The 26,905-nt window shown below is 69.4% G+C and carries 29 protein-coding genes and 1 pseudogene; 15 read left to right on the forward strand and 15 right to left on the reverse strand.

Annotated features, from left to right (window positions below; all coding sequences use genetic code 11):
- Positions 1–31: 31 nt before the first annotated feature.
- On the reverse strand, positions 32–622 hold the full coding sequence (locus CKW34_RS02635) for a TIGR03086 family metal-binding protein (protein WP_059382638.1): 591 nt from the start codon (positions 620–622) through the stop codon (positions 32–34).
- Positions 623–760: 138 nt separating this feature from the next.
- Between CKW34_RS02635 and CKW34_RS02640 the strand changes: the two genes are divergently transcribed.
- Positions 761–1,405, forward strand: a complete 645-nt coding sequence (locus tag CKW34_RS02640) for an MBL fold metallo-hydrolase (RefSeq protein WP_059382596.1) — start codon at positions 761–763, stop codon at positions 1,403–1,405.
- A gap of 61 nt (positions 1,406–1,466) precedes the next feature.
- Here the strand turns inward: CKW34_RS02640 and CKW34_RS02645 are convergent, their stop codons facing one another.
- On the reverse strand, positions 1,467–2,093 hold the full coding sequence (locus CKW34_RS02645; protein WP_059382595.1) for a TetR/AcrR family transcriptional regulator: 627 nt from the start codon (positions 2,091–2,093) through the stop codon (positions 1,467–1,469).
- A gap of 120 nt (positions 2,094–2,213) precedes the next feature.
- Here CKW34_RS02645 and CKW34_RS02650 point away from each other — a divergent pair, with 120 nt between their 5' ends.
- The 3 genes from CKW34_RS02650 to CKW34_RS02660 all read left to right on the forward strand — a co-directional run bounded on the left by CKW34_RS02650 (position 2,214) and on the right by CKW34_RS02660 (position 4,830).
- Complete coding sequence (locus CKW34_RS02650; protein WP_059382594.1) at positions 2,214–3,512, forward strand: oxygenase MpaB family protein; 1,299 nt, start codon at positions 2,214–2,216, stop codon at positions 3,510–3,512.
- A gap of 131 nt (positions 3,513–3,643) precedes the next feature.
- Positions 3,644–4,084, forward strand: a complete 441-nt coding sequence (locus CKW34_RS02655; RefSeq protein WP_059382593.1) for an OsmC family protein — start codon at positions 3,644–3,646, stop codon at positions 4,082–4,084.
- A 59-nt stretch (positions 4,085–4,143) separates the two neighbouring features.
- Positions 4,144–4,830: a DsbA family oxidoreductase gene (locus CKW34_RS02660; protein ID WP_059382592.1), complete on the forward strand. Its 687-nt coding sequence runs from the start codon at positions 4,144–4,146 to the stop codon at positions 4,828–4,830.
- Here CKW34_RS02660 and CKW34_RS02665 read toward each other — a convergent pair.
- Both CKW34_RS02665 and CKW34_RS02670 read right to left on the reverse strand, forming a co-directional pair.
- Positions 4,820–5,350 (reverse strand): DUF1990 family protein, encoded by a 531-nt coding sequence (locus CKW34_RS02665; RefSeq protein WP_059382591.1) that lies wholly within the window; start codon positions 5,348–5,350, stop codon positions 4,820–4,822. The two genes, CKW34_RS02660 and CKW34_RS02665, sit on opposite strands and share 11 nt — an antisense overlap.
- A gap of 1 nt (position 5,351) precedes the next feature.
- Positions 5,352–5,657 carry an antibiotic biosynthesis monooxygenase family protein gene (locus CKW34_RS02670; RefSeq protein ID WP_006550495.1) on the reverse strand — a complete coding sequence of 102 codons (306 nt, stop codon included), beginning with the start codon at positions 5,655–5,657 and terminating at the stop codon, positions 5,352–5,354.
- Between the two features lie 33 nt (positions 5,658–5,690).
- Here CKW34_RS02670 and CKW34_RS02675 point away from each other — a divergent pair, with 33 nt between their 5' ends.
- Positions 5,691–6,449, forward strand: a complete 759-nt coding sequence (locus tag CKW34_RS02675; RefSeq protein ID WP_059382590.1) for an alpha/beta fold hydrolase — start codon at positions 5,691–5,693, stop codon at positions 6,447–6,449.
- Positions 6,450–6,468: 19 nt separating this feature from the next.
- Here CKW34_RS02675 and CKW34_RS02680 read toward each other — a convergent pair whose 3' ends face one another.
- A complete protein-coding gene (locus CKW34_RS02680; RefSeq protein ID WP_059382589.1) occupies positions 6,469–7,353 on the reverse strand; it encodes an HhH-GPD family protein in 885 nt (294 codons plus the stop codon).
- A 93-nt stretch (positions 7,354–7,446) separates the two neighbouring features.
- On the opposite strand from CKW34_RS02680, the gene CKW34_RS02685 reads away from it, so the two are divergent.
- Both CKW34_RS02685 and CKW34_RS02690 read left to right on the forward strand, forming a co-directional pair.
- Entirely contained in the window at positions 7,447–8,076 is a 630-nt protein-coding gene (locus tag CKW34_RS02685; protein WP_059382588.1) for a carbonic anhydrase, read from the forward strand.
- A 102-nt stretch (positions 8,077–8,178) separates the two neighbouring features.
- Complete coding sequence (locus CKW34_RS02690; RefSeq protein ID WP_059382587.1) at positions 8,179–8,922, forward strand: lipase chaperone; 744 nt, start codon at positions 8,179–8,181, stop codon at positions 8,920–8,922.
- Between the two features lie 30 nt (positions 8,923–8,952).
- Here the strand turns inward: CKW34_RS02690 and disA are convergent, their stop codons facing one another.
- Positions 8,953–10,035: a DNA integrity scanning diadenylate cyclase DisA gene (gene disA, locus CKW34_RS02695; protein ID WP_059382586.1), complete on the reverse strand. Its 1,083-nt coding sequence runs from the start codon at positions 10,033–10,035 to the stop codon at positions 8,953–8,955.
- A gap of 93 nt (positions 10,036–10,128) precedes the next feature.
- Here disA and CKW34_RS02700 point away from each other — a divergent pair, with 93 nt between their 5' ends.
- A complete protein-coding gene (locus CKW34_RS02700; RefSeq protein ID WP_059382585.1) occupies positions 10,129–10,692 on the forward strand; it encodes a PaaI family thioesterase in 564 nt (187 codons plus the stop codon).
- Positions 10,693–10,734: 42 nt separating this feature from the next.
- On the opposite strand, the pseudogene dinB reads toward CKW34_RS02700, so the two are convergent.
- The 3 genes and pseudogenes from dinB to CKW34_RS02715 form a co-directional block, all read right to left on the reverse strand.
- Positions 10,735–11,999 (reverse strand): annotated as a pseudogene (gene dinB / locus CKW34_RS02705) (DNA polymerase IV).
- 82 nt (positions 12,000–12,081) lie between these two features.
- On the reverse strand, positions 12,082–13,473 hold the full coding sequence (gene radA / locus CKW34_RS02710) for a DNA repair protein RadA (protein WP_059382584.1): 1,392 nt from the start codon (positions 13,471–13,473) through the stop codon (positions 12,082–12,084).
- Positions 13,474–13,565: 92 nt separating this feature from the next.
- The gene (locus tag CKW34_RS02715) at positions 13,566–14,198 is read right to left on the reverse strand and encodes a copper chaperone PCu(A)C (RefSeq protein ID WP_059382583.1); all 633 of its coding nucleotides are present in this window, start codon (positions 14,196–14,198) and stop codon (positions 13,566–13,568) included.
- A gap of 276 nt (positions 14,199–14,474) precedes the next feature.
- Here CKW34_RS02715 and carD point away from each other — a divergent pair, with 276 nt between their 5' ends.
- The 6 genes from carD to CKW34_RS02745 all read left to right on the forward strand — a co-directional run bounded on the left by carD (position 14,475) and on the right by CKW34_RS02745 (position 19,695).
- Complete coding sequence (gene carD, locus CKW34_RS02720; RefSeq protein WP_006550486.1) at positions 14,475–14,963, forward strand: RNA polymerase-binding transcription factor CarD; 489 nt, start codon at positions 14,475–14,477, stop codon at positions 14,961–14,963.
- Positions 14,964–14,988: 25 nt separating this feature from the next.
- Complete coding sequence (gene ispD / locus CKW34_RS02725) at positions 14,989–15,696, forward strand: 2-C-methyl-D-erythritol 4-phosphate cytidylyltransferase (protein ID WP_059382582.1); 708 nt, start codon at positions 14,989–14,991, stop codon at positions 15,694–15,696.
- A 5-nt stretch (positions 15,697–15,701) separates the two neighbouring features.
- Complete coding sequence (gene ispF, locus CKW34_RS02730; protein ID WP_026061385.1) at positions 15,702–16,178, forward strand: 2-C-methyl-D-erythritol 2,4-cyclodiphosphate synthase; 477 nt, start codon at positions 15,702–15,704, stop codon at positions 16,176–16,178.
- Between the two features lie 11 nt (positions 16,179–16,189).
- Positions 16,190–17,584: a cysteine--tRNA ligase gene (gene cysS, locus CKW34_RS02735; protein WP_059382581.1), complete on the forward strand. Its 1,395-nt coding sequence runs from the start codon at positions 16,190–16,192 to the stop codon at positions 17,582–17,584.
- Positions 17,584–18,555 (forward strand): 23S rRNA (guanosine(2251)-2'-O)-methyltransferase RlmB, encoded by a 972-nt coding sequence (rlmB, locus tag CKW34_RS02740; RefSeq protein WP_059382580.1) that lies wholly within the window; start codon positions 17,584–17,586, stop codon positions 18,553–18,555. Before cysS ends, rlmB begins: the two co-directional genes overlap by 1 nt.
- A 96-nt stretch (positions 18,556–18,651) precedes the next feature.
- Positions 18,652–19,695, forward strand: coding sequence for an alpha/beta hydrolase (locus CKW34_RS02745; RefSeq protein ID WP_059382579.1), 1,044 nt, complete (start codon positions 18,652–18,654; stop codon positions 19,693–19,695).
- A 17-nt stretch (positions 19,696–19,712) separates the two neighbouring features.
- Here CKW34_RS02745 and CKW34_RS02750 read toward each other — a convergent pair whose 3' ends face one another.
- Entirely contained in the window at positions 19,713–20,585 is an 873-nt protein-coding gene (locus CKW34_RS02750) for a 5-oxoprolinase subunit C family protein (protein WP_059382578.1), read from the reverse strand.
- Positions 20,586–20,673: 88 nt separating this feature from the next.
- Between CKW34_RS02750 and mgtE the strand changes: the two genes are divergently transcribed.
- Positions 20,674–22,026, forward strand: a complete 1,353-nt coding sequence (gene mgtE / locus CKW34_RS02755; protein ID WP_059382637.1) for a magnesium transporter — start codon at positions 20,674–20,676, stop codon at positions 22,024–22,026.
- A gap of 18 nt (positions 22,027–22,044) precedes the next feature.
- On the opposite strand, the gene CKW34_RS02760 is transcribed toward mgtE, so the two are convergent.
- From CKW34_RS02760 to CKW34_RS02780, 5 genes are all read right to left on the reverse strand, one after another.
- On the reverse strand, positions 22,045–22,653 hold the full coding sequence (locus CKW34_RS02760; RefSeq protein WP_059382577.1) for a 5-oxoprolinase subunit B family protein: 609 nt from the start codon (positions 22,651–22,653) through the stop codon (positions 22,045–22,047).
- A 25-nt stretch (positions 22,654–22,678) separates the two neighbouring features.
- The gene (locus tag CKW34_RS02765; protein ID WP_059382576.1) at positions 22,679–23,437 is read right to left on the reverse strand and encodes a LamB/YcsF family protein; all 759 of its coding nucleotides are present in this window, start codon (positions 23,435–23,437) and stop codon (positions 22,679–22,681) included.
- A gap of 19 nt (positions 23,438–23,456) precedes the next feature.
- Complete coding sequence (locus CKW34_RS02770) at positions 23,457–25,058, reverse strand: GMC oxidoreductase (protein WP_059382575.1); 1,602 nt, start codon at positions 25,056–25,058, stop codon at positions 23,457–23,459.
- 102 nt (positions 25,059–25,160) lie between these two features.
- On the reverse strand, positions 25,161–26,045 hold the full coding sequence (locus tag CKW34_RS02775) for a metal ABC transporter permease (RefSeq protein WP_059382574.1): 885 nt from the start codon (positions 26,043–26,045) through the stop codon (positions 25,161–25,163).
- Entirely contained in the window at positions 26,042–26,905 is an 864-nt protein-coding gene (locus CKW34_RS02780) for a metal ABC transporter ATP-binding protein (protein ID WP_059382573.1), read from the reverse strand. The genes CKW34_RS02775 and CKW34_RS02780 overlap by 4 nt, the downstream gene beginning before the upstream one ends.

Genomic DNA, 26,905 nt, shown 5'->3' on the forward strand with positions numbered 1-26,905 from the left:
CCCCTCTCGCTGTGCGTTCGGCTTCGTCCGTTCAACCTCGCCGACCGGACCAGGGGGCGCTGGCACGCCCTACCCAGTTCACGAGACGCTCGGTCGGGCCGGCGTCCGGCGCGGGCGTGACCGGTGGGCCGAAGGGAAATCCCTCGCGAGGTGATTCGGGCAGGGTGATCTTCATGATCCCGAGGGTTGCCTCCGCGAGTGCCGGGTCGGCGTCCGCCTCCTGTGCGGTGGCGACGGCGATGTCCCAACCGTGCACGAGCAGTTCGTCGAGTTCCATGAACATCGCGACCCGGCCGGGAAAGGTACCCCAGGGGGCGGTGACGGGCTTGTCCAGGAGGGCGTCGTCCTCCCACACCTGCCAGTAACGGTCGGCGGCGGCATCGAGCACGGCCGGCCAGTCGTCGTTCTCGGAGGTGAGGAATTCCGGGACGGTGCGGGGATCGCCCCCGGAACCGATGGCCGCGCTCCGTTCCAGGGTCGCGGCGAGGTGGCCGATCAGTGTGCGGACATCGAACTCGGGACACGGGGTGGGAGCGGCGAGGTGCTCGCTCCGGACACCACCGACGATCCGGCGGGCGCGGTCCAGGGCGGCGCGGACGAGTGGGCGGGGATCCTGCTGCATCGTGGTCACCGCTCCATGCTGCGCCCACACCTGCTGTTCCACCCGAGGATTTCCGGACTCGTCGTTCCCGGCTTGACCTCCAGTCGGCTCGAGGTTGCACGGTGGATGGTGAGCGGACGACGACCAGGAGGTATCGCGATGCGGCAAGTACTGCCCGATCTGTGGGAGACGCAGGAGGACAACCCGTTCCCGGGACTGAGAACGCACGCCTATCTGTGGACCGGGAAGACCGATGTGCTTTTCTACTCCGTTGCCGGTGAGGCCGATTTCGACGCACTGGACCGTCTCGGGGGGATCACCGACCAGTACCTGTCCCACCAGGACGAGGCCGGTCCGATGCTCGGCAGGATCGCCGAGCGCTTCGGGTCGAGACTCCACGCGGCGGCGGCGGAGGCAGACGTGGTCGGCCGACACGCCCGCATCGACGTCCCGCTGACAGAACGTCACGTGGACGACAACGGGGTGGAGATCGTTCCGACGCCGGGGCACACGGTGGGCAGCATCTGCTATCTGGTGCCCGGTGCGGACGGAACCCGCTACCTGTTCACCGGCGACACGCTGTACCGCGGTGCGTCGGGGAAGTGGCGGGCCGGCTACATCGAGGGGATGAGCGACGCCCGTGCACTCGCCGACAGTCTGCGCCTGCTGGCGACGACGGAGCCCGACGTGGTGATCTCGAGTGCGTTCGCGGGGGAGTCGGGTGTGCACCGGATCGACCCCCGGGAATGGCCCGCCCACATCGACCGAGCTCTGACGGGGTTGTCGGCCGCGGTGCGGGGCTGAGCAGGGGTCCTCTTCCGGGACGTCCGCCCTGCCGCGGGTCGCGGCCGACCTTGCCGCCGGCTCATCTGCCGATGGTCGGCATGTGCGCGGTGAGTGTCGACAGGGTGCTGGCGACGATCTCGATGAGTTCGTCGGGGCGGATGTCGAGGGTGCCGTCGAGCCAGCGGCGGACGAGCTCGACGGCGCCGGCCATGACGACGACCGCGCACAGTTCGGCCTGCCGGGAGTCGAGACGGGTGCCCACCGCGTCGCTCTGCTTGGCGAGTTCGTCGGCCGCGGACCGGATGAACGCGCTCTTCCGCTCCGCCAGCGGGGGCGCGTCGGAGATGAGGAAACGGCCCTGCTGGGGGTTGCGTTCGACGGCGCCGACGATCGCTCCCACCGCGGCGCGCGCCTTGGCGTGCAGCTCGTCGGGGGCCGCCGCGATCGCGTCGACGGCGCCTTCGAGCAGGGTCGCGCCGAGCTCGTCGTAGGCGGTGGTGACGAGGTCGTTCATGTCGGTGAAGCTCTCGTAGAAGAAGCGCGGACCGACTCCCGCGGTGGCCGCGACCTTCCGTACCGTCGCCGCCGACCAGCCCTCGTCGGCGACGACGTCGATCACCGCGTTCTGGAGACGCTTGCGTCGTTCGGCGCGCCGATCGGCCGGCGCGATGCCGCGATACGCGCGGGTGGCTTCGGGCTCGGACACATCGTCGAGTGTGGCACAACACCACCGACCTTCCGGAATCGATCGATTCCGGAATCAAGTGTTTACTAATTGTGGAATCCTTGTCATAGTCGGTCCCTGAATCCGGACGAGGAGAAGATAGTGACGATCGATGCGCCGTCGACTGCCCACCTGCACGACCGAACCGACCGACTCGAACCGAAGCCGATCCTGAGAGAGGGTGGCCCGCGTCTGGCGATGTCGTTGCTCGCCGGCGACTCGGTACGACCCACCCGGGCCCAGGCCCGGGCGTTCGCCAAGTTCGCGCACACCTGCGATCCCGTGGCCGATGATCTGGTCGCCGCGATGCGCCGGGACCGGCTCCGCGTCCGCACGCAGTTCGAGCAGGCACTCGAACACGGCATCGAGACGGTGGACGATCCCGCACCCGAGGTGGCAGCGTTCATCGCCACCCTCGACGACGTGCCGTTCTGGGTCGACTACGACAAACTCGATCTCGCCGCGCGGGCGATCGCACGGATGCCGATGAGCACCCTCATGGCGTTCACCACCGCCATCGCCTTCCCGGCCAGCTACGTCTCCCCGCGCGTCAACGACGTGCTGCTGCGCGGCGGCGACCTCGCGAAGCGCGCCGCGGGACGGATCGTCGAGACGGTCTCGTGGTCGATGGACTGCACGGCGCCCGGCGGTATGGAGCGCTTCGGAGCGGGGACGAAGAACACCGCCCGCGTCCGCGTGGTGCACGCCTACATCCGTGCCGGGATCGACCGGGTCGACGACTGGAACATCGACACGCACGGCCGGCCCGTGAACCAGCTGCACTACTGCGTGACGATGATCCCGATCGCCGGGGTGGCCCTCGCCGTCATGGCGGCCGGTCACTGGTACTCGCGACGTGAGCGCGATGCGATCGTCCACCTCTACCGCTACATCGCCCACACCATGGGCGTGACAGCGGATCTGCAGGTCACCTCCCTCGACGAGCTCCTGCGTCTGATCTGGCTGGCGGTCTGGTCGGAGGTCGACCCCGACGACTCGTCCGCCGCTCTCACCGAGGCTGCCCTGAAAGCCGTTCCCCGTATCTACGGGGTCGATGGCCCGGGCGTGGCGAACCGCATCAGGAGCTGGGCGTACTACCACTTCCACGCCGACCTGGCCCGCCTGTCGCTCGGCTCCGGATACGCCGACGCCGTCGGTGTTCCGCGGCTGAGCCCGATGGCAGCGTTGTATCCGGTGTGGTTCGCGCGCAACCTCGTACGCGACCGCCTGAGTGTCCTGGTGCCCGGAGGCGCCGGGCACGCCGCACGGCGGGGCCACGCCGAACGCATGCGGGAGATCGCCGAGGTGAAGCGGCGGCTCGAGGTGCGGCCCTACGAACGGGACGAAGCCGTGCAGTCGATCCGCGAGCGCGACCGTGAACTGAGGGCGCGATCGGCCTGATCCGGACATCGGGAACGCTCTGCCGCGAACGCCCTCGCCGCCACGACGACTCTGCAAGTGTGGTTCGTGAAGCACTGTCTTCGTGAAGCACTGTCGCACGCAGAGCTGTCGCACCCAGAGAAGGAGAGGTCATGCCCACTCGTACCGCACGGACCGCATGGAACGGGGATCTGCAGAAGGGCTCCGGTCAGGTGGAGCTCACCAGTTCGGGCCGTGGCACGTTCGACGTGTCGTTCCCGAAGCGTTCGGCGGAGAACGCGGACGGCACCACCAGCCCCGAGGAGCTCATCGCCGCCGCACATTCGTCGTGCTACGCGATGCAGTTGTCCGCGCTGATCGCGGAGGCGGGCGGCACGCCGCAGAGCCTCGAGGTCACCGCCGACGTCTCGCTGGGGCCCGACCCGGCGGGCGGATTCCGACTCACCGGAATCCGGTTGAAGGTGCGGGGCGAGGTCGACGGCCTCGACGCCGACGGCTTCGTCAAGGCCGCGGAGGACGCGAAGGCCGGATGCCCTGTGAGCAAGGCACTCACCGGCGTCGAGATCTCCCTGGACGCCGCGCTCGAGAGCTGACGGGTTCGTGGACCGATCGGCCGGGAACAGAGCACGTCAGGGCCGGGTTGTACCCGAATATGAGCATGCCTGACGTACTTCTCCCCACAGCCCACATCGAGATCTGGTCCGACATCGCCTGCCCCTGGTGCTACATCGGCAAGCGGCGCTTCGCGGAGGCCCTGGAGTCCTTCGACGACCGCGACCGGATCGAGGTCACCTGGAGGTCGTACCAGCTCTCGCCCGACACGCCGGTCGGGCGACGGGTCCCCGAGGTAGAGGCGCTCGTCGCGATGAAGGGGATGCCGGCCGAGCAGGTCAGGCAGATGTTCGCCCAGGTCTCGGACACCGCTGCCGACGTGGGACTCGAGATCGACTTCGACAACGTCGTCGCCGCCAACACCTTCGACGCACACCGGCTCGCGCATCTGGCAGGCGACAAGCGCGACGAGGTGCTCGAGGCGTTGTTCCGCGCGCATTTCGTCGATGGTGAGGTGGTCGACGACGTGGATGTCCTCGTGAAGGTCGCCGCCGAGGTCGGGCTCGATCCGGAGTCGACGCGCGCGGCGCTCGACGGCGACGATCCCGCCGGTGAAGCGGCGGCCGACGCCGTGGCCGCCGATCTCTTCGACGCGCGGCGCATCGGCGTGCAGGGGGTGCCGTTCTTCGTGGCCAACCGCGCCGTCGCGGTGTCCGGCGCGCAGCCGGTGGACGTCTTCCGTCAGTTCCTGCGCAGGGCCGTCGACGATGTGACGGTCAAGCTGTGAGTGCCGCGAGATAACGTCGCGCGATCTGTTGCTGGAGCAGGTGCCCGACGGGCCCGGCCAGCTTCGTGTACCAGCGGGCGGGGCGGGAGAACGCGAGCACCGTTCCCCGCACCCGTCCGTCCGCGGTCCGCTCGACGACGAAGGTCTCCTCGCCGCTGGCGGGATGGCCCGGGAGCGTGCCGTAGGTGAACCCGCGGACGTCTGCGGTGTCGACGATCTCGATCACCCGGCACCGCGCCGATGCGCGCACCGGTCCGAGACCGAAGCCGAGATCCACTTCGACGCCGGGCACTGCGAGGGGCGTACCGGCCGGGATCCGCATGCCCGCACCGCGATGCATGTCCCACGAGAACAACCGGGCAGCGGCGACTTCGAACACGGTGTCGCCGCTGCCCAGTTCGCTCTCGACCCTCAGGTGTCGATAACCGGAGGGGAGCGGTGCCTCGCCCCGGAAGGCACGCAGGCTCGCTCCCACCTCCGCATAGGTGAACTCACGCCCGGACCCGCCGGACGCGGACATCTCAGGACTTCTTGACGTCGAGGACGACCTCGAACTCGAGCAGCGATGCGCCGGTCGCGACGGGCTTCTTCGCCTCACCCGCGTGGGCAGCACGTGCGTCGCCGTCGCGCCACGCGGCGAAGTCCTCCTCGGACTCCCACTGCGTCACCACGAAGTACCGGTTCTCGCCCGCGGTGGGGCGGAGCAGCTGGAAGCCCAAGAAGCCGGGGGAGTTGTCGACGGTGTGCGCCCGATTGGCGAATCGCTTCTCCAGCTCGGGGCCGGCGCCTTCGGGAACTTCGATTGCGTTGATCTTCACGACTGCCATGCGCGAGAGCCTACTCCGCTAACTTGGTCGATTGTGTTGCACGACGAGGGCGGAACCGGACGACCCATCCTGCTGTTGCACGGTCTCATGGGCAGCGCCCGGACGTGGCGTCGTCACGTGCCGTGGCTGCGCGAACACGGGCACGTGTACACCTTCGACGCTGCCGGCCACGGCCGTCCCGCCCCCGGCGAACTCACCACCGAGGCGTTCGTCACCGACCTCTCAGCCCACCTCACCGGGATCACCGAACCGCTCGTCGTGATCGGGCATTCGATGGGTGCCCTGCACGCGTGGTGCTTCGCCGCCGCCCATCCCGAGCGGGTCAACGCGCTGGTGCTCGAGGACATGGCGCCCGACTTCCGCGGCCGCACCGCCGCGAACTGGGCGGCGATGATCGCGCAGTGGCCGCAACCGTTCCCCACGGAGGATGCGGTCTCCGACTTCTTCGGGCCCGTCGCGGGTCGCTACTTCCTCGACTCGTTCGTCCGCCGCGACGACGGTTGGTATCTGCACGGCGACGTCGAGACCTTCCGTGACATCTCGGAGGAATGGGGTTCGCGGCACTTCTGGGACGAGTGGAATTCGATCCGCGTACCCGCCCTGCTGCTCGAGGGCGAGTTCACCATCACCCCCGAAGGTCAGATGCGGCGGATGGCGACGCGACCGGGCACCGAATACGTCCTCGTCGAAGGCGCCGGGCATCTCGTGCACGACGACCGGCCCGACGAGTTCCGCGCCGCCGTGGAGCACTTCCTGACCACGAACGAGCTGTCGGCGAGCCGACTCCAGTAGCACCGTCGGCGAGCCCACTCTAGGAGGTCGATCCCTCTCCGGCGAGTGCGAACCGGCCGTCGTCGGTCTGCTCGACGAGACCGTCCACGAGCAGCGAATGCAGGGCACGGTCGCGCTGGCCCGGGTCCGTGGTCCACACGCTGTCGAGGACGGGACGCTCCACCGGGACGCTGCTCTCGCGCAGCACCGCCATCAACCGGCCGCGCACCTGCCGGTCGGTGCCGGCGAACTTCTGCACCTTCCGGGGTGGTCCGTCGTGGGCGGGCCGCCCGGCCTGCACCCATGCGCACTCGGGCAGCGGGCAGCGTCCGCAGTCGGGTGTGCGAGCGGTGCACACGGTCGCACCGAGTTCCATCAGCGCCGCGGAGAAGGTCGCCGCACGCGCGCGCTGACGCGGAAGGATCTCTTCGACGTCTGCGAGATCCCGTGTGGTCGAAGGATTTCCCGGCTCCGCCCGGCCGTGGACGGCGCGTGCGACGACACGCCGCACATTCGTGTCCACCACCGGCACACGCTGCCCGTACGCGAAGCATGCCACCGCCCGGGCGGTGTAGGCGCCGACACCGGGCAGGGTCAGCAGGACGTCGACGTCCTCGGGCACCCGGTCGTCGTGCTCGGCGGCGAGTACGCCGGCGCACTCGTGCAGGCGCAACGCGCGGCGCGGATAACCGAGCTTGCCCCATGCCCGCAGGACCTCGGCCTGGCTCGACGCGGCCATCGCGGACGGCACGGGCCAGCGCTGCACCCACTCCTCCCAGATCGGGGCAACCCGGACCACCGGCGTCTGCTGCAGCATGACCTCGGACATGAGGATCTGCCAGCCCGTCACCCCGTCGCGGCGCCACGGCAGGTCGCGCGCCTGCGCGGCATACCAGCGCAGCAACGACGGTGCGTCCACGGACATCTCGGGTCTCCTCCGGTCACAGGGTCGGGTCTCGGGTTCCGCCGAGGAGATGTCGAACGAAATCGGACATGCGCGCAGGTGAATAATGTACGCATGCCGAACTCCAATCCCATCTCCGCATGGAAAGCCCTGACCGAGGGTAATCATCGTTTCGTCAGCGACACTCCGCTGCACCCGAGCCAGGGAATCGACCGTCGCGCCGAACTCGTCAACGGTCAGCATCCCACCGCCGTGCTGTTCGGCTGCGGAGACTCCCGCGTCGCCGCAGAGATCATCTTCGACCAGGGGCTCGGCGACATGTTCGTGGTCCGCACCGCGGGTCACGTCATCGACAGCTCCGTCCTCGGCTCCATCGAGTACGCAGTCGAGATCCTCAACGTTCCGCTCATCGTCATCCTCGGCCACGACAGCTGCGGCGCCGTTGCGGCGACCATCGACGCCCTCGACAAGGGCACGGTGCCGGGCGGGCACATCCGCAGCCTCGTCGAGCGGGTCGCTCCGTCGATCCTCATGGGCCGGGCCGAGGGCCTGTCCACCGTCGACGAACTCGAGGGCCGCCACGTCGTCGAGACGGGCAAGCTGCTCACGGATCGTTCGCGGATCATCGCCGACCGCATCGCCGACGGCCGCTGCGCCATCGTGGGCGTCACCTACAAGCTCGACGACGGCAAGGTGAGCCTGCGCGGCCACTTCGGCGACATCGGCGAGGCATCCGACAACTGAAGACGTGTGCACCTGCCGGTCACAACGATGTGACCGCAGGTCACAGCGACACGCCGACGGTGGTGTAGCCGTGCGCAGCCCGCGGCACATACCGTGGGGGGCGTGCTTGAACCGACCGGTCCTCTGCCCCCCGAGATCTACTGGCGACGACGCGTTCTCGCGATCGGAGTCTCGGTGGTCGTGCTGGCTCTGGTCATCTGGCTCGTCGTGGCGCTGACCGGCGGCGACGACCCCGATCAGAATCCCGAACCCGCAGCGGCGGAAGTGACGACCTCCGCCACCACGACGGCGGCCGATGCGTCCGCCGACGCGGCGTCCGCGAGCACCACTCGGAGCGGGGATGCCTCGGGTTCGTCCGGGTCGCGTGGTGCAGGGGGTTCGGCCTCGGAGGACGCGGACGACGACGATTCGTCCACGACCGCCACCACCTCCGCTGCTCCGGTTCCACCGGGGCAGTGCTCCGATCAGTCGCTCGCCGTGCGGGTCACGTCGGACGAGCCGAACTACCGGGTCGGTTCCGAACCCGATTTCACGATCGTCATCACCAACATCGGCACGTCGCCGTGCGAACGCGACCTCGGTGCGGGCCTTCAGCAGGTGCTCGTCTACAGCCTCGACGGCAACGAGCGGCTCTGGGCGAACACCGACTGCTTCCCCGAATCGACCGCCGACATCCGATCGCTCGATCCGGGCGACCAGGCGGCCTATTCCGTCAAGTGGTCGGCGACGACCTCCGAGCCCGGCTGCCAGGCGCCGCGCGAACCGGTCGGTCCCGGCGCGTACACCGTGGTCGGGCAGCTCGGCGGCCTGCGCAGCGTGCCCGAGCCGTTCAACATCACGCCCTGACCTGCGGATCGACGCTCGGCCGGTCGCGGTTCAGTCGTAGTGGTTGATGGCGGCTTCGGCGAGGCGCGACAGTCCCTCTCTGATGTACCGGGCCCACAGGGCGCCGACCCCGTCGACCGCCTGGAGATCGGCAGCGGTGGCGGCGAGCAGACCCTGCAGTGTGCCGAATGCACCCACGAGCCGGTTGATCTGCCGGGTCTGCAGGCGCGGCACCCGATGGAGCACGCGATAACCGCGGGGACTCATCGAGGTGTCGAGTGCCTCGATGGTGCCCGAATAGCCGAAGGCGCGGGCGAGGCTCGTCAGATCGAGCAGATCGACGTCGGTCAGGTGCGCGAGACGCTCGAGAGCCTGCTCGACCTCCTGCTGGGTGGGGACGTGCTCACCCGCCAGATAGTCGCGCACGATGAGCTGCCGGGCGAGCTGGTTGTCGCCGACGAGTTCCTCGAGCTGGAGGGCCAGCTGGCGACCGTCGGTCCCGAGTTCGAGCACGTCCTGCTCGATCTCCACGGACAGGCGGTGCATCATCTCGAGCCGCTGCGCCACGGTGAGCGCGTCGCGCAGCGTGACGATGTCCTCGATCTCGACCACGGACAACTGCCGGGTCACCTCGTCGAGGCGGGCCTTGTAGCGCTCGAGTGTCGCGACGGCCTGGTTGGCCCGGGACAGGATGGTCGCGGAGTCGTTGATGACGTGGCGGCGACCGTCGACGTACACGCTGACGATGCTCATCGACTGGCTGACCGAGACCACCGGATATCCGGTCTGGATCGCGGTGCGTTCCGCGGCGCGGTGCCGGGTTCCGGACTCCACGGTGGGGATGCTCGGATCGGGCACGAGCTGCACGTTGGCGCGCACGATGCGCGAACCGTCGGTGGACACCACCACGGCGCCGTCCATCTTCGACAGCTCCCGGAGTCGGGTGGGGGCGAACTCGACGTCGAGTTCGAAACCGCCGTCGCACAGCTCGGCGACCCTGTCGTCGAAACCGAGGACGATCAGGCCGCCCGTGCGGCCGCGGAGGATGCGTTCGAGACCGTCGCGTAGCGCGGTGCCGGGCGCCAGACGAGCGATGGTGTCGCTCAGCGTCGATGCCGGCGCCGACTCGGTCATCTGGACTTCCTTCCCCTGTGCGGTCTGCGGTCGTCGTCACAATGCGCGGACTCCCGGATCGGCGCCCCGACCGCGCAACTACATTACTTGCTTATGCGCAGCACCTGGACTTTGCCCGACGACCTCGTCGTTCCCGATCTGCCGGAAGATCATCCCGGCCCGGGTGCGCCGGTACCGCAGCATTGGAACAAGTGCTTCGGTTGTGGTGACGACCAGCCCCACGGCCTCGCGATGGAGTTCACGCTCGGCGAGGGTCTCGAGGTGCTCGGCCGGCTCGACGTCGCCACGCGCTACCAGGGCGGACCGGGGTTCATCCACGGTGGCATCCTCATGACGGCATTCGACGAGGTGCAGGGAATGGCGTGCAACGCCGCCCTGCGGACCGCCGTCGTCACCGGGCACTTCGAGACGGACTTCGCCCGTCCCATCCCGTTGGGTTCGGTGCTGGAGTTCCGCGCCCGCGTCGACGGCACGGTGCGCCGCAAGGTTTACACCAGCGCGGAGGCGCGCATCGTCGACGGTCCGCTGGCCGACCCGGACGTCGTGGTGGCGTCGTCGGTCGGGCTCTTCGTCGTCGTCGGGCACGAGCATTTCGCGAAGGGTCGTGACTACGCCGACGGGCTCCCGCAGAGCGAGCACGATATCTCCGCAGTCTGACGTCCCCGCAGTCTGGCATCTCCTTCGTTCGGGTGTTCTCGTTCAGGTCTCCGGCCCGTCGGGGAGCAGCGGAACACCCGGCCGGTGGTCGCGTCCGAGCAACGCGGCCGAGGTGACCGCGCCCGCGCCGTAGCGGGAGTGCAGATCGTCGAGAACCGCATCGAGAGCGTGCCGGTCGACGGCGCGGTGCGTTCGCGTGTCTCCGACAAGGTGACTCGGCGTGTCTCCGACAGCCTCGACCGGCTCGTCGAACGGCAGCTCGAGTTGCTCGACGCCTTCGCCGACGAGGTTCGTCACCGCGACCCCGACGAGGGTGAGACCGCGCTCGGCGATGAGCGGCAGGGTCTGTTCGAGCAGGTCGCGCGCCGCCGCCGACAGCAGATCGGTGCGTGCGGTGGCCCCGGGCAGCGTGTGGGAGCGGGTCGCGCGGGTGTAGTCGGCGAAGCGCATCCGCAGCACCACCGTGCGGCCGAGGCGACCGGCCCGGCGCATCCGCCGGCACACCCGGTCGACGAGCAGTTGCAGCGTCTCACCGACCGACTCGATGCTGTGCGGTCCGCGGCCGAGGGCGTGCTGCGCGCCCATCGAACTGCGCCGCCGATGCCGGACCGGACGTGGATCGTGGCCGATCGAGAGGGCGTGCAGGTGGCGTCCCGCTGCGCGTCCGAGCAGCGACACGAGATCGGACTCGGAGTGGGCGGCGACATCGGCCACGGTCCGCAGACCGTGCGCGTGCAGTTTTGCCGCCGTCACCTTGCCGACACCCCACAACCGCTCCACCGGCAACGGATGGAGGAACTCGAGTTCGGCGTGTGGAGGGACGAGCAGCAGTCCGTCGGGCTTGGCACCCCGCTCGCGACCTTGGCGAGGAACTTGGTGCGCGCGACACCGACGGTGATCGGCAACCCCACCTCGTCGGCGACCGTGCGACGCAGACGTGCGGCGATGTCGACGGGGCTGCCGGCGATGCGCCCGAGACCGGAGACGTCGAGGAACGCCTCGTCGATGGAGATCCCCTCCACGATCGGTGTGGTGCGGTCGAAGATCGCGAACACGTCGCGGGACGCCTGCGTGTAGGCCTCCATGCGGGGAGGCACCGAGATCAGTCCCGGACACAGGGCGCGGGCGGCCCGGCCCGACATCGCGGTGACGATGCCGTGGGCCTTGGCCTCGTAGCTCGCCGCGAGTACGACACCCCCGCCCACGACGATCGGTCTGCCGCGCAGCCACGGATCGTCGCGCTGCTCCACCGACGCGTAGAACGCGTCGAGATCGGCGTGCAGCACCGTCGCTTCGGACACGAACACATGTTCGCACCTGCCGCCGACACCTCGGCAGGTCAGTGCCGCCGGCACCTCGGCAGGTCAGTGCCGCCGGCACCTCGGCAGGTCAGCGCGTGAGCGTCGACAGTGCCTGCGCCACGTTGGACACCTCGAACTTCTTCATGCCCTTCGGGACACCGTCGACATCGCGCGGAACCACCCCGCGGTCGAAGCCGAGCCGGCTCGCCTCTGCGAGGCGGCGACCCGCACCGACGACACGACGGACTTCCCCGGCGAGACCGACCTCGCCGAGAAGCACGGTGCCGGCAGGGACGGGTTGGTCGCGCACGGCCGAGGCGACGGCGAGCGCGAGCGCGAGGTCGGCGGACGGATCGGTGATCCGCATACCACCGACGGTGGAGGCGTAGACGTCGCAGTTGCCGAGCCGGCCGAGGCCGCAGCGACGCTCGAGCACCGCGAGCACCATCGCCACCCGCGCGGAGTCGAGGCCGCTCACGGCGCGTCGCGGCGACGGATTGTGGGTGGGCACCACGAGTGCCTGGACCTCACCGAGGAGCGGGCGTTTGCCGTCCATCGTGACCGTGACGGCGGTGCCGGGCACGGCCTCGTCGCGGTGCTGCAGGAACAACCCCGACGGGTCGCTCACCCCGACGATCCCGTCCTCGGCGAGTTCGAAGCAGCCCACCTCGTCGGCGGCCCCGAACCGGTTCTTCACCCCGCGCACCATGCGCAGTGTGGAGTGCTTGTCGCCCTCGAAGTGCAGCACCACGTCGACGAGGTGCTCGAGGGAACGCGGGCCGGCGACGGCGCCGTCCTTGGTGACGTGGCCGATGAGCAGCACCGGGATGCCGCTGGACTTCGCGAGGGAGGTCAGGGCGCTGGTGACCGCGCGGACCTGCGTGACGCCACCGGTGACGCCGTCGACGTCGGCGGCGAGCATGGTCTGGACCGAGTCGACGACCAGCAGGGTGGGTTTGACCTGCTCGACGTGCCCGAAGATCGTCGCGAGGTCGTTCTCGGCGGCGAGATAGACCCGGTCGTGCACGGCGCCGGTGCGGTCGGCGCGCAAACGCACCTGACCGGCCGATTCCTCGCCGGTGACATAGAGCGCGCGATCGGCTTCGCCGCGCAACGCCCAGCGGTGCACCACCTCGAGGAGAAGCGTGGACTTGCCGACACCGGGCTCACCGGCGAGCAGGACGACCGAACCGGGGACGACACCGCCACCGAGGACACGGTCGAGTTCGGGGATGCCCGTGGGCTTCGCGTGGGTGGACTTGCTGTCGATCTGCGACAGCGGGGTGGCCGGGGTGCTCGGCAGCACGGCGGCGGCACCGGCACGGGCGAGCGAGGTACCCGAGCGCGAGGCGACCGCGACCGGCTGCACGGGTGCTTCGTCCATCGACCCCCACGTTCCGCATTCGGGACAGCGCCCGACCCACTTCGCGACGGTGTGCGAGCAGTCGGAACAGCGGTAGAGGGTCTTGGTCTTTGCCACGGCCGGAGGATAGACGGTCGCACCGACACCGGAGCGGATGCGAGAAGGGCCCGGCCGAGCTGTGCTCGACCGGGCCCTTCTGTAGAAAGGTCCTAGTGTGCTTCGCCCACGATCGGCGAGAGATCCGACTCGTCGCGGGGGAGCTCCGGGCCGGCGTCGATCGGCACGGACAGCGTGATGTCGCCGGCCTCTTCGAACGTGAAGGTCACGGGAATGGTCAGGCCCGGGCGGACACCCTCGGAGAGGTCCACGAGCTCGACGTTGTTGGCGACGGCATCCGGAGCCGGGGAGGGGGTCTCCTCGGTGCTGTCCGGACGCGGCGACTCGTCGACCTCCTCGACGAGGGCGGCGTTCTCCTCGGAGACACCGGCGACCACGGAGGACTGCGGCGGAACCTCGAGGCGGGCACCCGTGACCGAGGCTGCGAAATCGGTGGAGATACCGGTGAGCCGATCACCGACGTACGGGTCGAGGTTGACGATCGTGAAGCCGAGCTGGGCGGTGCCGCCGGGCTCGATGCTGTACTCCTCGGAGTTCGGGTAGATCACGTGCACGTTGCGCAGCGCGAGGCTGCCGGCGTCCACGTTGGAACCGTTGATGGCCGCGACCTGGGTCGAGGTCTGGGTGATCTGACCGGCGCTGCACGCGGACATCGTGAGCGCCGCTCCCGCGGCAAGGGCGAGAGCGGTCACGACTCGACGAGTCGGCGCTTTGAGAGCAGTCACGGGTTCCTCCACTCGAGTAAGGCTCGCAATCCACTAGGCAGAGTAGTAGTTCCCGAGTGCGCTGTGTACGTCGGGGCCGGATCTCGTGCGGATTCGCACCCGGAAGACAAGATCGACAGGCCTCGGCGGACGAGTGTGTCGGAGGTCACCCGATACACGGAAGAGACTGCCTGTCAAGCCCTACGCTCACCGCTCGGTGCCCCTGACCTGCACCGTTGACGCGAGGGCGATGTGGTCACGTGTTAAACTGGGAGAATCGAAAGGGGCACGGGACACATGATTTTCAAGGTCGGAGACACCGTCGTATACCCCCATCACGGTGCGGCGCTGATCGAAGCAATCGAAACACGCACCATCAAGGGTGAGCAGAAGGAATATCTGGTTCTGAAAGTCGCGCAGGGCGACCTGACGGTCCGGGTACCTGCAGAGAACGCGGAGTACGTCGGAGTTCGCGACGTCGTCGGGCAGGAAGGCCTCGACAAGGTTTTCCAGGTGCTGCGCGCACCCCACACGGAAGAACCCACCAACTGGTCACGGCGGTACAAGGCCAACCTCGAGAAGCTGGCCTCCGGCGATGTCAACAAGGTCGCAGAAGTTGTGCGCGACCTGTGGCGCCGGGAGCAGGACCGCGGCCTGTCCGCAGGTGAGAAGCGGATGCTCGCCAAGGCGCGTCAGATCCTCGTCGGTGAGCTCGCGCTCGCCGAGGGCACCGACGACGTCAAGGCGGAAACCATGCTCGACGAGGTTCTCGCCGCCGCTTCCTGACGCGCGAGACATCGGCAAACTGCACATGAGCGATCGCAACGGGCCGGTCGTCGGAATTCTTCCGGCGGCCGGCCGCGGTGTTCGCCTGGGAGAACCACTGCCCAAGGCGTTCGTGGAACTGGACGGCCGCACGATGCTCGACCGCTCGGTCGAGGCGATGCTCGCCTCGGCGGTGGTCGATCGCGTGGTGATCGTCGCGCCGCCCGAACTGGCGGCGACGCCGGCGGACCGGCTCGTCGGTGAGTCGTTCGCCGACCGGGTCACCGTCGTCGCGGGTGGCGCCGAGCGCGCCGACTCGGTGCGCGCGGGTCTCGCGGCGGCATCGGGCGCTCGGTTCGTGCTGGTCCACGACGCCGCGCGTGCGCTCACCCCCGCCGATCTGTTCGTCCGGGTCGTCGACGCGTTGCGGGCCGGAAGCAACGCGGTGATCCCCGTTCTGCCTGTCGTCGACACCATCAAGAGCGTCGACGCCGACGGGACCGTCACCGGAACTCCCGACCGGTCCACCCTCCGCGCGGTACAGACCCCGCAGGGGTTCGACGTCGACCTGCTCGAGCGGGCCAACCGCGATGCGGCCGACGCGACCGACGACGCGGGACTCGTCGAGCGGCTCGGGGAGCGGATCACCACGGTCGCAGGCGACCCTCTCGCTTTCAAGATCACCACCCCGCTGGACCTGGTGCTGGCACGGACCGTGCTCGCGTCCGGCGTCCGCACCGAGAAGGAGATGTGAGCATCGTGCGTGTCGGCATCGGAACGGACGTCCATCCCGTGGAGGCCGGACGGCCGTGCTGGATGGCCGGTCTGCTGTTCGAGGACGCCGACGGGTGCGCGGGTCACTCGGACGGGGACGTCGCCGCGCACGCTCTGTGCGATGCGGTGCTCTCGGCCGCCGGTCTCGGCGATCTCGGATCGGTCTTCGGCACAGGGCGCCCCGAGATGGCCGGCGCCTCCGGTGTCGCCATGCTCGGTGAGGTGCGCCGCCTGCTCGCGGACGCCGGCTGGGTGGTGGGCAATGCCGCCGTGCAGGTGATCGGGAACCGTCCGAAGATCGGGCCGCGGCGCGAGGAGGCACAGGCGGTGCTGTCCGAGGCGCTCGGAGGTCCGGTCTCCGTGTCGGCGACCACCACGGACGGTCTCGGGCTCACGGGCCGGGGAGAAGGTGTGGCCGCGGTTGCGACCGCACTGGTCCTGGCACAGCAGGACGAGCGGTAGGATCGACGGTCGTGACCTTGCGCTTATACGACACCGAAACGCGGGCCGTGCGGGATTTCGAACCGCTGGTCCCCGGCCAGGCCTCGGTGTACCTGTGTGGGGCCACCGTCCAAGGCGAACCCCATATCGGGCACGTACGCAGCGGAGTTGCGTTCGACGTGCTCCGTCGGTGGCTCTCCACCAAGGGCCTCGATGTCTTGTTTGTGAGAAATGTCACAGACATCGAGGACAAGATCCTCCGCAAGGCTGCTGAGGCAGGTCGGCCGTGGTGGGAGTGGGCCGCGACCTACGAGCGTGCCTTCAACCGCGCCTACGACGCGCTCGGTGTGCTTCCTCCTTCGGTGGAACCCCGTGCGACCGGCCACATCACGCAGATGGTCGAACTCATCCAGCGCCTCATCGACGCCGGGCACGCCTACGCGGCCGACGGCGACGTCTACTTCGACGTACTGAGCTACCCCGAATACGGTGCTCTCTCCGGACACCGCATCGAGGACGTCCACCAGGGTGAGAGCGCCGGACTCGGCAAACGCGACCCCCGCGACTTCACGCTGTGGAAGGCCGAGAAGCCCGGTGAGCCCTCGTGGCCCACCCCGTGGGGACGCGGCCGCCCCGGCTGGCATCTCGAGTGCTCCGCGATGGCGGGCTTCTATCTCGGCGGCACCTTCGACATCCACTGCGGAGGCATGGACCTCGTCTTCCCGCACCACGAGAACGAGATGGCCCAGTCCCGCGCCGCCGGCGACGGCTTCGCCCGCTACTGGCTGCACAACGGCTGGGTGACGATGGGCGGCGAGAAGATGTCGAAGTCGCTCGGCAACGTGCTGTCGATTCCCAACGTGCTCGCTCGCGTCCGGCCGCAGGAACTGCGCTACTACCTCGGCAGTGCCCACTATCGTTCGATGCTCGAATACTCCGACGACGCGCTCGCCGAAGCGGCTGCCGCGTACCGGGGACTCGAATCGTTCGTGCTCAAGACCCGCGACCGTGCGGGGGAGGTGCCCGTGGGCGAGTGGACCGAGGCCTTCGCCGAAGCGCTCGACGACGACCTCGGTGTCCCCAAGGCGCTCGCGGAGATCCACCGCAAGCGCAGCGAGGGCAACAAGGCGCTCGACAACGGCGATCTCGACACGGCCGTGCAGATCGCCTCGCAGGTCCGGAGCATGCTCGGCATCCTCGGTGTCGACCCGCTCGACGAGCACTGGTGCTCCACCGGTGATTCCGGATCGGCCGCGCTCGCGGCACTCGATGTGCTGGTCAGAGCGGATCTCGAACGCCGCACGACCGCCCGGGCCGAGAAGAACTGGGCGGTGGCCGACGAGGTGCGGGACCGCCTCGCAGCTGCGGGGGTCGAAGTGACCGATACGCCCAACGGACCCGAGTGGTCTCTGAAAGCAGGACAGTGATGGCAGGCAATTCTCAGCGTCGCGGCGCTATTCGTAAGGGCGGCACGAAGAAGGGCCAGGTCGTCGGGTCCGGTGGGCAGCGGCGACGCGGCCTCGAACCGCGTGGCGCCACCCCCAGGGCCGAGGACCGGCCCTACCACCCTGCCGCACGGCGTGCCCGGGCCGCAGCCAAGGCTGCCGACCCGCGTGGCGGCGGCGGTCGTCGTCCCGCAGCCGGCCGGAAGGCCGAGGACGGGCCGGAGATGGTGCTCGGCCGCAATCCGGTCGTCGAGTGCCTGCGTGCCGGTGTGCCCGCGACCGCTCTGTACGTCGCCCTCGGTGCCGAGGCCGACGAGCGGCTCAAGGAAGCCGTGCAGCGCTCGGCCGAGATGGGCATCTCGATCCTCGAGGTCTCGCGTTCCGAGCTCGACCGTATGTCGTCGAACGGGATGCACCAGGGCATCGGTCTGCAGGTGCCGCCGTACCGCTACGCGCACCCCGACGACCTGCTCGCCCGTGCCGCGGAGAACCACGAACGTCCGCTGCTCGTGGCCCTCGACAACATCTCCGATCCGCGCAATCTCGGCGCGGTGATCCGTTCGGTCGCGGCCTTCGGCGGCCACGGTGTGGTCATCCCGCAGCGCCGTTCGGCGTCGGTGACGGCCGTGGCATGGCGCACGAGTGCCGGTGCCGCAGCGCGACTGCCCGTCGCGCGTGCCACCAACCTCACGCGCACGCTCAAGGACTGGCAGTCCCGCGGTGTCCGCGTCGTCGGCCTCGATGCCGGCGGCGACACCAACCTCGACGACTTCGACGGCACCGATCCCGTCGTCGTGGTCGTGGGCTCGGAGGGCAAGGGACTCTCGCGCCTGGTGCGGGAGACCTGCGACGCCGTTCTCTCCATCCCGATGGCCGGAGATGTCGAGTCGCTCAACGCCTCCGTCGCAGCGGGTGTGGTCCTCGCCGACATCGCGCGGCAGCGCCGGGCCTGACAGGACTGTGCGGCAGTCGGGCCTGACAGGACTGCGCGGCAGTCGGGCCTGATCGAGTCCGCCCGATCTGTAGTCGCGAGGGCCTAGTCTGTCCTCGTGGTCGCATCCCTGCCGTTCCGTACGAAGGTGTTCGCGTTCCTCGGACGCTTCGCCGACAAGTCCATCGCCGAGGCGTCCGTCGACGAGATCCCGGCACGTCGTGCTGCACGCGCGAAGCTGCTGTCGTCCCCGGTCGGACGGCTGATCTCGGGACGGACGCATCCGGGCGTGCGGATCGAGGACCGATGGGTCGATCTCGAGCACGAGGCGATCGACGATCTCGCACCCGAGGACTCCGCGGTCCGGACCCGTCTGCGGATCTATCGGCCCTCCGCGCGGACGAAGGGTCCGCTGCCCGTCGTTCTGCTGTTCCACGGCGGCGGGTGGGTGCTCGGCAATCCGGAGCAGAACGAGTGGTGGGCGAGCCACACGGCCGCGCGGACCCCGTGCGTCGTGGTGTCCGTGGACTACCGGCTCGCCCCCGAACATCCCTATCCCGCAGCGGTGCTGGACTCCTGGTCGGCGTTCCGGTGGGTCGTCGCACACGCTGCGGAGCTCGGCGGTGATCCGTCCCGCGTCGTGGTCGCCGGTGACAGTGCCGGAGGCAACCTCGCCGCGGTCGTCGCCGATGTGGCCGGACGCTCGGGCGGTCCACTGCCGGTCGGTCAGCTGCTGTTCTATCCGGCGACGGAGATGGAGGAGGAGTTCCCGTCGGAGCGGCAGTTCGCGAACGCTCCCGTGCTCACCTCCCGTGGCATGCGGGCGTTCGTGCGTCTGTATCTGGCCGGCGCCGACCCGTACGCACCGACCGCGGCCCCGCTGCGCGGCACGCTCGCCGGTGCCGCCGTACCGGCCCTCGTCCAGATCGCCGGGCACGACCCGTTGCGCGACAACGCCGTTCGATATGCCGCGGCGCTCAGGGACAAAGGCGGCGACGTCACGGAGACCGATTATCCCGACACCGTGCACGGCTATCTCAGCCTGCCCGGCATCTCGCCGCCCGCGACACGGGCACTCGACGAGGCGATCGCCGTCGTGCGTCGGGTGACGGCCACCGACCCGACCGACGAGGACGACGCGTCCGTGCGGTCGCGCGCCTGACCGTCACACCGCGGCGATCACCGCACCGGCACGAACCGCACCCGCTGTCCGGGACGCAGTTGCGCCGCGACCGGCAGATCGGCGGCGACCGCCACCGCGGCCACCGGATAGCCGCCGGTGACGGGATGGTCGACGAGGAACAGCACCGGATGCCCGTCCGGCGGTATCTGCAGCGACCCGGGAACCATGCCCTCGCTGGGCATCTCCTCGTGCCGTGCACGGTGCAGGCGACCCGGACCGTGGAACCTGATGCCCACCCGATCGAGTTCCGATGTCACCGTCCAGGTCTCGTGGAACAGTGCCCGCAGTGATCCGGGTGTGAACCAGTCGTCGCGCGGGCCGGGCCGTACCCGGATCTCCACGGGGTCGTCCATCGGCGGCGGTGGTGGGAACTGCTCCTCGTCGGGCAGGGGGCCCGACATCGCCCCGACGAGCAGACTGTCGCCGGCGCGAACCGGTGACGGTCCGGTGTTCGACAGGGTGTCGGTGGATCTGCTGCCGAGCACCTCCGGCACATCGATGCCGCCGCGCACCGCGAGGTAGGTCCGCAGTCCTTCGTTCGGGACGCCGATCCTCAGCACGTCGTCGTTGTGGAGGGTGATGCGCGCCCAGTCGCCGACCGGCCGGTCGCACACGGTCACGTCGGCGCGGGCGCCGGTCACGGCCACGATCGTCTCGCCGACGCTGCGGACGACGAGACCGCCGCCGGTCACCTCGAGTGTCGCCGCGTCCGGTTGGTTCCCCACGAGCCGGTTCGCGGCGTCGTGTGCGCGCCGGTCGGCGGCACCGGACCGGGTGAGGCCCGAGGAGCCGTGACCGGGACGTCCGCGATCCTGGACCGTCGTGAGCATTCCGCCGGAGATCACATCGAACCACGCCACGATGTTCATTCTCACTCACCGGCTTCGATCACACGGCCGGACTCCGGCCGAACGATCGCGTTAGGTTCGAAGAAGAGCGAGAACGGAGGTGACGATCGTGGACGAAGTGAACGTGCGTGCGGCGACGACACGACTGGTCGAGAGGGCCGTCGAGGCCGACGACCTGCAGGCGGCGCACGACGCCGTGGCGGAACTGAGCGTCGAGCAGGTGGTCGACGTGCTCGAACGGCTCGGCCGGACGGGCCGCGCGGTGCTCTACCGGCTCCTGCCGAAGGACCGGGCGATCGACGTCTTCGAGCAGCTCGACCCGAGCATGCAGAGCGAACTGCTCCGTGGGCTCCGCGACGACCAGGTGGCCGCGATCTTCGCCGGCCTCGAGCCCGACGACCGGGTGGAACTGCTCGACGAGTTGCCCGCGACGGTCGCGTCGACCCTCATGCGCGGTCTGCCGCCCACCGACCGCGAGGTGACCGCCACGATCCTCGGTTATCCGCAGCGGGCGATCGGCCGGCGGATGAGCCCGGCCTTCGTGTCGTTGCGGCAGGACATGACGGTGGAGCAGGCGATGGACGCCGTGCGTCGTCGGCTGGATGACGCGGAGACGGTGTACACGCTGCCGGTGGTGGACGACGGTCGTGTGCTCGTCGGGGTGGTCGGTCTGCGCGAGCTGATGAGTGCGACTCCGGGAACGGTGGTCGCCGACATCATGAGCGAGCCCTACTGGGCGCGCGTGACCGACGACGCCGAGGAGTCCGCGCGTCGCTGCGCCGAACTCAAACTGCTGGCGTTGATCGTCGTCGACAGCGAAACCAGGCTGGTGGGCATCCTGACCGTCGACGACGCCCTACGGATCCTCGAGGCCGCCGACAGTGAGGACCAGGCACGCATCGGCGGTACCGAGCCGCTGCGCCGGCCCTATCTCGCGACACCCGTCGGGCAGTTGGTGCGCTCCCGGGTGGTGTGGTTGCTCGTGCTGGCCCTCGGCGCGACCCTCACGGTCCAGGTCCTCGAGGTGTTCGAGTCGACCCTCGGTCAGGTGGTCACCCTGGCGTTGTTCGTGCCGCTGATCATCGGCACCGGGGGCAACACCGGCAACCAGGCCGCCACCACCGTCACCCGCGCGCTGGCGCTCGACGACGTGACACCCCGCGACATCGGCGGGGTGATCGCCCGCGAGTTCCGGGTGGGCCTGTCCCTCGGTGTCCTGCTGGGTTCGGTGGCGTTCGTCCTGACGTCTCTGGTCTACGACTCGTCGGTGGGTGCGGTGATCGGCCTGACCCTGGTGAGCATCTGCACTCTCGCCGCCACGGTCGGTGGTGCGATGCCGTTGGTGGCCAAATCGATCCGCGCCGACCCGGCGGTCTTCTCCAATCCGTTCATCACGACCTTCGTCGACGCGACCGGCCTGGTGATCTACTTCCTCATCGCGAAGGCCGTGCTCGGTATCTGACCCCTGCGAAGGGTCGGATCAGATCGCGACGAAGCGCACCGCACAGCCCGGCCGCAGCAGCGCCGCAGGGGCCCGGTCCGGTTGCCACAGCGGAGCATCGGAGGTTCCGATGAGCTGCCATCCTCCGGGCGATTTCCGCGGGTAGACACCCGAGAACTCGCCTGCGAGCCCCACGGCGCCGGACGGGACGGACGTGCGCGGCGAACTGCGGCGCGGCACGTGCAAGCGCGAATCCCCGCCGGTGAGATACGCGAAGCCGGGCGCGAACCCACCGAAGGCGACCGTCCAGAGGCTGCCGGTGTGGGCGGCGATCACGCCGTCCGCGCCGAGGCCGGTCAACTCGCCGACCTCCTCGAGATCGGTCCCGTCGTACCGGACTTCGAGCGTCACCTCCTCGACGTCGATGTCGTCCCCGGACACCGGTGCGGTGGTGGTGACCCACTTGTGCACGACCTGCAGACCGGTCTCCGACGGATCGAAGCACACCAGCAGTGTCCGCGCCGCCGGCACGAGATCGACGACGCCACGCGGCCGCTCACGGTCGAGTGCCCGGAAGTGGGCGAGAACGTCGTCGAGGGAATCGAATTCGGCGAGCAGTGCACTGTCTCCGGCACGAAGGATTCTCATGGGTGGACCTCGCGGTGTCGGGCGTTCACACGAACGCCCGGATGTCGATCTTCTCGGCGTCGAGGAGGCGGCGCACGGCGACGGCCATCGCCGTGGCGTCGGGGGAGTCGCCGTGGATGCACACCGACTGCGCGTTCACGCGGACGTCGCTGCCGTCGACCGCGGTGACCACCCCCTCGGTGACCATGCGCAGGACCCGCTCGGCGATCTCGTCCGGATCGTGCAGTACCGCACCGGGTTCGCGCCGGGAGACGAGCGTCCCCTCGGGGGTGTAGGCGCGGTCGGCGAACGCCTCGGTGACCACCCTCAATCCGGCCCGTTCGGCCTCCTCGAGAAAGACGGAGTCGGGTAGTCCGAGGACGGGCAGTGAGGCGTCGTAAGCGCGCACCGCATCCACGACCGCGCGGGCCTGCTCGCGGTGATGGACGATCGCGTTGTACAGCGCGCCGTGGGGTTTGACGTAGCTCACCGCCGAGCCCGCCGCCCGGGCGAGACCGTCGAGCGCGCCGATCTGGTAGATGATCTCGGCGGTGAGATCCGCCGACGGCACCTCGATGAACCGGCGACCGAAACCGCCGATGTCGTTGTATCCGACCTGGGCGCCGATCCGTACCGCGCGCTTCGCGGCGCCGTGGCAGGTGCCCAGCAGCGTCGCCGGGTCGCCGGCATGGAATCCGCACGCCACGTTGGCGCTGGTGACGATGTCGAGCATGGTCTCGTCGTCGCCGAGACGCCACTGGCCGTAGCTCTCGCCGAGGTCGCTGTTGAGGTCGATGCGGGTCACGACCCGAGTCTAGGCGGGCTCAGAAAACCGTTCCGACGTCGCGGACGACGATGTCGTCGAGGGCGCGTTCGACGACCGCGGCGATCGTCATCGACGGGTTGCACGCGGCGGTGTTGCCCGGCATGAGGGCGCCGTCGAGCACGTACAGCCCGCGCTGGCCGAACACTCGGCCCTCGAGATCGCACACCGTGCCCATGCTCGCGCCGCCGAGCGGATGCCAGGTCGACGGGACGATCGAGTTGGTGTCGGTGAGGATGCTGCGTTCGCCGGCGATGCGGCGCACGGTGGGGTCGATGTGACTCGTCTGCAGCACCGAGTCCCCTTCGTGCGGCCAGCGCAGGACGGCGTCGTCGCGAGCGGCGTCGTAGACGAAGTGCCCGCGACCCGCACTGACGCCGTAGCCCACCAGTACGGTGCTGCGCATGTCGATCCCGTAGAAGCCGGGGATGGAGGCCTGGACGACGGTGTACGCGGAGTTCGGGTCGTCCCAGTTCTTGCTGCCGTAGACGACGGGGCCGCCCTGCACCGCGCCGAACTCCTCCTCGAGGTTCGTCCAGAGGTAGATGCGGTCGGCGTTCGAACCCCAGCCCCGGCCGACGCCGTCGGGCAGGTCGGAGATCAGATCCTTCGCGGCGGCCTTCATCAGCAGCCGGGTGGTGTTCATGGTGCCCGCGGACAGCACCAGCGCGTCGGTGGTGAGGATCTTGTTCTCGACGACGGCACCGGAGGTGTCGATGTGGTCTACGTGCACCGTCCACCGGCCGTCCTTGCGACGCTCGATGTCGGTGACCTCGTGCTGCGTCGCGACGGTCACCAGACCGGTGGCCTCGGCCTCCGCGATGTAGGTGACGTCGACGGAGTGCTTGCCGCCGTTGTTGACACCCATCGCGCCCGACCCGTCGGTGTAGGCCGGGGCCATCTCGCCGCGGAGTTCGGCGAGCGCGTAGTTCCAGTCGATCGGCATCGGGATCTTGTCGATCGGGAGGCCGGCCTTCCGCACACGGTCGGCGAAGATGCGTGAGGTCGCGTAGTTGGGGCTGTCGACGAGTTCGTCGGGCGCCACGGCCAGGCGCAGCATCTGTGCGACGCGCGGGTAGTGGACACGGTCCATGCGCGTCCAGTCGAGTTCGTTCGGGAAGTTGGCGTTGAACACCGCTTCCTCGGGTTGCAACGTCATGCCCTGGTAGACGAGCGATCCGCCACCGACACCGGCGGCGCACAGGGCCGTCATGTTCTCGCCGACGCACGCCTCGACCAGACCGGTGTAGGGCTCGAAGGCGAGGTGGCGGCCGAACACCTCGGGGTTCGACCGGTGCCACAGGAACCGCTTGTCGGGGTTGTCGACGCGGGGGAAGGTGTTCGCGTTCGGTCCGGTGGGCCACCGGATGCCGCGCTCGAGCATGTGCACGCGTACGCCGGCCCGGGCCAGCCGCAGGGCGGTCACACCACCGCCGAAACCGGTGCCGATGACGACCACGCGGTGTTCCTCGTGGGTGAGCGGCACGTTGTTCACGCGGGCGGGGATGCCGGGCGCTGCGTGGGCACCCGCGGTGCCGGTGAGGGCGAGTCCGGCGGCCGCGGCCGCTCCCGTCAGGAAGGAACGACGCGTGACATGCTGCACTCTCTACCCCCGATGTCTGTGACGTCCCGTTACCGGAACAATCCGGGGAATCTAGGCAGGCATCGCGGAGCGCGTCAAGATCACATCCCGCTGGTCGCGGAGTCAGGCGGTCGCGGCGACCCGTCCGGACCCGCGCCGGTTGCGAGCGGTGCCGATCACGCGGCAGATCATGTAGATGACGAACGCGATCGTCGTGATGAACGCCGAGACCGGCACGCCCGGTGCCAGGGCGAGCAGGATGCCGCCGACCGCCGAGATCTCCGCGAAGACCACCGACAGCACCGTGGCGGCGAGCGGCCCGCTGACCACCCGGGCGGCCGCGGCGGCCGGGGTGATGAGCAGCGCCATCACCAGCAGCGCGCCGACGATCTGCACACCGAGTGCGGCGGTGACGCCGACGAGCACCGCGAACACGATCGACAACGCGCGTACCGGGACGCCGCGTGCAGCCGCGACCTCTGGGTCGGTGCTGGCGAACAGGAGCGGACGGTAGATCACCAGCAGCGTGAGGATGACGACGGCAGCGCACCCGGCGAGCAGAGCGATGCCGGTACCACCGGGCGCCACGATCTGGCCGGTGAGCAACGAGAAGGCGGCACCGGTACGCCCGTCGTAGGCCCACAGCAGCAGAACGGCGAGACCGAGGCCGAAGGCCATCACCACGCCGATGACGGAGTCGCGTTCGCGGGCACGTGTTCCCAGGACCCCGAAGAGGATCGCGGCGATCACGGCACCCGCGACCGCACCGATCCCGACGGAGACCCCGATGATGAGCGCCGCCGCGGCACCGGTGAGCGACAGTTCGGAGGTGCCGTGCACGGAGAACGCCATCTGACGGCTGATGATCAGCGGGCCGATCACGCCGGCGAGCAGGCCGAGGATCGCACCGGCGACGAGCGCCTGCTGCACGAAGTCGTACTGCAGGAGTTCGACGGTGGTCTCCACGTCGAACATCCGCCCGAGGGCGTCGCTGAACTTGCTGCTCATTCGTGGTCCTCGTGATCGTGGTGGACGCCTTCCCCGGGGCGCAGTCCGCCTGCGCTGCCGAGCGCGTCGATTGCGTCGCCGGTGCCGACGACGACCAGGCGGCCGCGCATCTCGAGCACCTCGACGTCGGTGCGGTAGAGCTCGGAGAGCACCTGCGAGGTCATCACCTCGGCGGGGGTGCCGATGCGGAACTGGCCGTCGACGAGGTACAGCACGCGATCCACCAGCGGCAGGATCGGGTTGATCTCGTGGGTGACGAAGAGGACGGAGGTGTCGTGGTCGCGGCGGCGCCGGTCGATCAGCGCCGACACCAGGTGCTGGTTGGCGAGATCGAGACTGAGCAACGGCTCGTCGCACAGGAGTACGCGCGGATCTCCCACGAGAGCCTGCGCGATGCGCAGCCGCTGCTGCTCACCGCCGGAGAGCGTGCCGATCGGGGCTCCCGCATAGGTCTCGGCGCCGACCTGGGCGAGTGCGTCGTCGACCGCGATGCGGCGCCGTCGGCGCGTGCGCAGGCCGGTGCCCCAGCGGTGTCCGTCCATGCCGAGGCCGACGAGATCGCGTCCCCGCAGCGGGACGCCCTCGTCGAGGGACTTCTGCTGCGGCACGTAGCCGACGTGGGAGTTCCCGGTCCGGACGGGTTGCCCGGCGATCGTCGCGGATCCGGAGGTGAGCGGGAGCTGACCGAGCAGCACCTTGAGCAGCGACGTCTTGCCGGCACCGTTCGGTCCGAGGACGGCCAGGAACTCGCCGGGTTCGACGACGAGGTCGAGCCCCTCCCAGAGGACGCGATCGCCGAACGACAGCCGGGCATCGCGGAGTTCGACGGTGGGTGTGCGGTCGGATGGAGGAGGTGTCAC

The sequence above is a fragment of the Rhodococcus rhodochrous genome (assembly GCF_900187265.1).
GTDB classification, from domain to species: Bacteria; Actinomycetota; Actinomycetes; order Mycobacteriales; family Mycobacteriaceae; genus Rhodococcus; species Rhodococcus rhodochrous.